We start from the raw sequence: 4,930 nt of genomic DNA on the forward strand, positions 1-4,930 counted from the left end.
TCTTCTCAAGGGTGTCAAAGGCCTGATCTCGTGCAGTTTGCTTTTCTTTGGCATCTCTTAAGAGACCATCCAAACCGTCAAGGATTTGAATGACATAAAAAACCTTGTCGTCGGACAAAGTTTCAATCCGCCTAATGGCATCCATTTGCAGCGTTGTCATAATAACCTCCTTGGATAAATATATGAAATCCACAAAAAGATAACGATGTTTTGCTGTAAAAACAAACTGTTTTGATAAAAAATTAAAATGGTAGATTATTGAAACCACGAAATTTAAGTTATATTTTAGGAAAATAGAGTTTTTGCTCTTGTTCTCTAAACGAAATCTAGACAATTTCATCTGAACGAGGACAAGGCGAGCGCTCACGCAGGCATGCCGTTTTTACGGTATGTTTCAGTTTGCTGTACCGGCTCGTTAAGCTGGTCTTTTGGCTGTGTAGGCCATAGGCAACAGCCCTTTGGGGGCGTGGGTCGTTTGCGTTTATCGTTCAGAGGTTGTCTAGAGCCCCGTTTAGGTAAATGCAGCGATCCACGTCCTTTTTTTGTTTTCTGGAAATAGATGTGGCACCTTGTTGAATGAGGGTTGATTCAAGTAATTAACCTCATTTCAATGGAGTAACAGATGAAGAAAATCAGTTCATTTCTTGCGGCAGTTGTCACTATTGCAGCTTCCGTATCGTTTACAGCTTGTGGAGACGATCGCGAAGGTCAAAAATATGAGATTGCAAAAATTAATGATCAGGCATGCAAAACGGTCACACGAATTTTACAGAAAGAAGGTAATGGTATTTACTACGGATTAGGAAGAGAATCTGCTAAATGCGAAGAATTACATTTAGGAGCGCCCGTAAATCGCGAAAATTTTTATCCGAACGCAATGGCCTGTTTAGACAATAATCTTCGCCTTCGTGTTGTGGTGGACATTACAGACGCTTCGATAAAAGTTTCCATTCCGCCAAGAACATATGCATCAGATTTCGAATTGATGAAAATGCCAAATCCTTGCCCTCATGCAAAATATTAAGCATCCTTAAATTGATTTTTCATTATTCACAAGGAGTACAAAATGTCAAATTTAAATTTGAATGACTTTATCGAAGAAGACCAGGCTGAGATAATCCACGAAGTTTCCGATAAAGAGTCTGTAATCACAATGCTGTTGTGCTTGTTTTTAGGATTTTTCGGAATGCATTCTATTTACGCAGGACGCACTAAATCCGGAATAACAAGATTAATAATAAGTTTATTGTGCATTGTATTCGCTCTAATGCAAAATAAAATTTCATGTTTTTTCTTCTTTATAACATTTGTCCTTACCATTCTAGATTTCGTTAAAATTGCTGGGAATAACTATTTTGATAATGAAAAAAAATTGATTCAAGCATCGACCGCTACTTCTATTTTCTTTAAAATATTAGCTATTCCCTATTTTGTTATTGGTGGATTAATTGTTTTTGCACTTTTGATAACGGATCCTGCCCCCGATACAGTAAAGTCAAATTATGAAAATCCTAAACAAAAAGAGGTTGCAACGAAAGTTAAGCAATCATCTCCTGTAAGCGAAAGATCCTACGAATCGCTTCAATCATGTGCAGGGAAAGATGAGGCTTGTTCTGAAGAACTGAACAAAAGATTAGAAATTGCTATTCAACACATTGATTCCGTCTATGGAGAAGGACGAGTTCGCGAAGCTGTTAAATTGTCATCCGCATTTTATAAAATTTTAAAAAGCGATGGCTCTGGAATACCTTTTGCCAATTATGCACCGACAGTAAAAGGAATTGAGAAAAGGATAGAAAAACTTCTTCCCGCTAAAGGCTGTTTTTCAGATTCTGTGCAGTATGCAAATTATTTTTCAACAATCTACGAGGTTGAAATTCAGCATGAAATGGGAAATAAAGAATTTGACTACACGAAATATTTCAACTATCTAAATAGAGGCTGCAAGTTAAATCATTACGACATTAACGTTATCATAACTGAAGAACGCTTTATTGCAGCAGCATTAAAAAATAAGTCAATAACAAAAGCTAAAGCAAATTTGTTGTATAATGAAATTTTCAAACTTCTTTCTGAAGATGACTTCGTGCCTATGACTCTTGTTAATCAAGGTAAAGCTTACAAAGGATATGGAACTATAGAGAAGAAAAAGAACAGAACCGTTTCTTATGTAGAAGCTCCTTCAAAAGATATGAATGATGCTACGGCCTTGGTTGTATCCGTATTTGATTTATTTTCGTTTGGTGCGTATATGCCGTTCACGCTGCATCCCTCTGTTGAAAATGTAGAAATCGGATTTAACATTTCAGAATTAGAATTTAATCCGTATGTTGGATACTATCATGGTATATATGCTGTAACTATTAAAACTGACAAGAAAACCTTAGATAAATACTATGAGAAAAATGATATAAATCCGCCTAGAACAGTAAATAGCGATATAGCCATAAGTGAGAAGGACAAGGAATTCTTTTCTAGCCCCCTTACATATAGGGACATAAAGAAATGGTGTGCAAGAAACGGCTTTACCTGTTCAAAATACTTAGTAGAACGTACAAGATAAAAGGAGTTTTACATGCCTCAAAAAAGAGCCATAAACAGTAATTCTTTGTTAAGAAGTGCCATAGCGAGAATTGAGAAAGAATTTAATCTTCCTGAAGGTTGCGTGAAGTTGGTAAGAAAGAATGGTCGAAAAATGCGTGACGATGCAACGGTGCAAACTTTGCGAGAACATTGGGAACAATGAGCTGTAAGACATGTTGATAAGAAAAGAGCAAATCACAGATTTGCTCTTTTCTTATCACGTTAGGGATAGTGACCCATATGGGCGGAGACTTGCGTAGCAAGGCTCCGTTTTAGGAGGCGGGCAACGAGCGTAGCGAAGGTGACTGCCCCTAAAATATAGCCCGACCCGGTGGCTGTTTTTGTCTGGTGGTTTTAGGGAGCCGGGGAACGCCCATAAAAAAACAATTCTTGCATTATCCCGCCTGTAACCATTACCGAAGCAATGGCTTGCAAGCGAGTGTCGCAAAAATAAACTTGTTTATTTTTATGACCGAGCGCAGCAGCGGACGCCGTAGGCGTCCAACCTGAAGACCATCAAGGATTACACTCGTAAGATTGCTGAATCCCTCCACGTTTGCGGTCTCATGAACATGCAGTATGCTATCGAAGACGGCAAGGTTTTCGTTCTCGAAGCAAATCCGCGTGCAAGCCGTACCGTGCCTCTGGTCTCCAAGGTCTGTAACACTCAGATGGCCCGCCTTGCTACCCGCCTCATGATGGGTGAAAAGCTGGAAGATCTGAAGCTGAAGGACAAAAAGTTCAAGCACCATGGCGCCAAGGAAGCTGTGTTCCCGTTTGACAAGTTCCCCAAGGTTGACCCGGTTCTCGGCCCTGAAATGCGTTCCACCGGTGAAGTGCTGGGCCTCTCCGAAGACTTCGCCCTGGCTTACTACAAGAGCCAGGAAGCCGCAGGCTCCATCCTGCCTTCCAGCGGTGCAGTTCTTATCAGCTTGTCTGACAAGACCAACCTCTGCGACCAGGCTATCGAAGTGGGCCAGCGTTTCCAGGAACTGGGCTTCAAGATCTACGCCACCGAAGGCACCGCCAAGTTCTACGAAAAGGCTGGCGTCAAGTGCGAAGTGGTGAACAAGATCGCCGAAGGCCGCCCCAACGTTCTGGATGTCATCCTGAACAAGCAGGTGAACCTCATCATCAACACCCCGTGGGCTCGCCGCGACGCTGTTGCCGATGAATCCGCCATCCGTAAGGCTGCCATCAAGTACAAGACTCCTTACATCACCACCCTGGCTGCCGCTCTCGACACCGTCAAGGGCATCGCCGCTGCCAAGGCTGGCAAGGGCGAAGTGAAGAGCTTGCAGGAGTATCATGCTTCTATTGAAGAGGTGTAACGTAGACGTCATCCTGAGTGCGTAAGCACGAAGGATCCATGCCCGCGAAAGCGGGAATCTAGCCTAAACTTAAAGAACCCCGTCTCATTGGAGGCGGGGCTCTTTTTGCATCTATTTGTTTTTGCGATAGAAATATCTATATTGTTGTCAAAGGAGTTTTAACATGTGTCAAATTGAAAAATTGCAAGAACTGTACGACGAATGCAAGAAGATGAATTTTGACGAAACTTCTGACATTCTTGAAAAGGCTCGTTCTGAAGAAGAAGCCCGTTTCTTTGCGTTGGTAAGCGATTTAATTTTGCAGCAGAAGCAAGAAGAAGTCATCGCCGCAAAGAGGTTTTAATTGCCTAAATACATTGTTTTCGCAGGTCCCAACGGTTCTGGAAAATCAACCCTATATCAAACAAATAGGGATATTTTCGACATTCCTAGAGTAAATGTTGACGAAATTGTTCGCCAAAACAATGGAGATTGGAGAAATGCCGCTGATGTCGTAACGGCTGGCAAGATTGCAATTCAGAAAATCAAGACCTATTTCGCTTCTTTGACTTCTTTCAACCAAGAAACAACTCTTTGTGGTAAAAGTGCCATTCAAAACATCAAAAAGGCACAAAGTCTTGGTTACACAATTGAACTTTATTTCGTGTATGTGGATTCTGCAGAAATTGCTAAGCAACGCGTTCTCCTGCGAGTTGCCGCAGGCGGGCATGGAATCCCCGAAGCTGACATAGAACGGCGCTATAAAGAATCTCTTGAAAAGCTAAAAGAAATTCTCCCACTATGCAATAAAGTTGAACTTTATGACAATTCCAAAAGATTCAGGCGAGTTGCATTAATAAAGTCTGGTAAAACAATTGCCGTTTCAAACGATGTTCCAGAATGGGTTAGGAGTTTGTTGAAATAATTCCTGATTTGACAAACTAATTTTTTAATTTTTAGGTTCTTCATCAACATGTGTGGGTGGCTTCGCCACCCTTTTTTGTTGACATTCGCCTAAATTAAACAAAAAATGGGCT

5 protein-coding genes are annotated in these 4,930 nt (G+C 41.1%); all 5 read left to right on the plus strand.

Annotated elements, in window-relative coordinates; all coding sequences use genetic code 11:
• Positions 1-622: 622 nt before the first annotated feature.
• The 5 genes from B7992_RS15945 (at position 623) to B7992_RS15965 (ending at position 4,818) form a co-directional block, all read left to right on the plus strand.
• Positions 623-1,024 (plus strand): hypothetical protein, encoded by a 402-nt coding sequence (locus B7992_RS15945; RefSeq protein ID WP_088666784.1) that lies wholly within the window; start codon positions 623-625, stop codon positions 1,022-1,024.
• Positions 1,025-1,066: 42 nt separating this feature from the next.
• A complete protein-coding gene (locus tag B7992_RS15950) occupies positions 1,067-2,563 on the plus strand; it encodes a TM2 domain-containing protein (RefSeq protein ID WP_088666785.1) in 1,497 nt (498 codons plus the stop codon).
• A 535-nt stretch (positions 2,564-3,098) separates the two neighbouring features.
• Entirely contained in the window at positions 3,099-3,914 is an 816-nt protein-coding gene (locus tag B7992_RS15955) for a hypothetical protein (protein ID WP_254917749.1), read from the plus strand.
• Between the two features lie 163 nt (positions 3,915-4,077).
• Entirely contained in the window at positions 4,078-4,257 is a 180-nt protein-coding gene (locus B7992_RS15960; protein ID WP_073156548.1) for a hypothetical protein, read from the plus strand.
• A complete protein-coding gene (locus tag B7992_RS15965; protein ID WP_088666786.1) occupies positions 4,258-4,818 on the plus strand; it encodes a zeta toxin family protein in 561 nt (186 codons plus the stop codon). It begins immediately after the preceding gene.
• The last annotated feature ends 112 nt before the right edge of the window (positions 4,819-4,930 follow it).

The sequence above is a fragment of the Fibrobacter sp. UWH1 genome, from assembly GCF_002210365.1.
Classification (GTDB): domain Bacteria; phylum Fibrobacterota; class Fibrobacteria; order Fibrobacterales; family Fibrobacteraceae; genus Fibrobacter.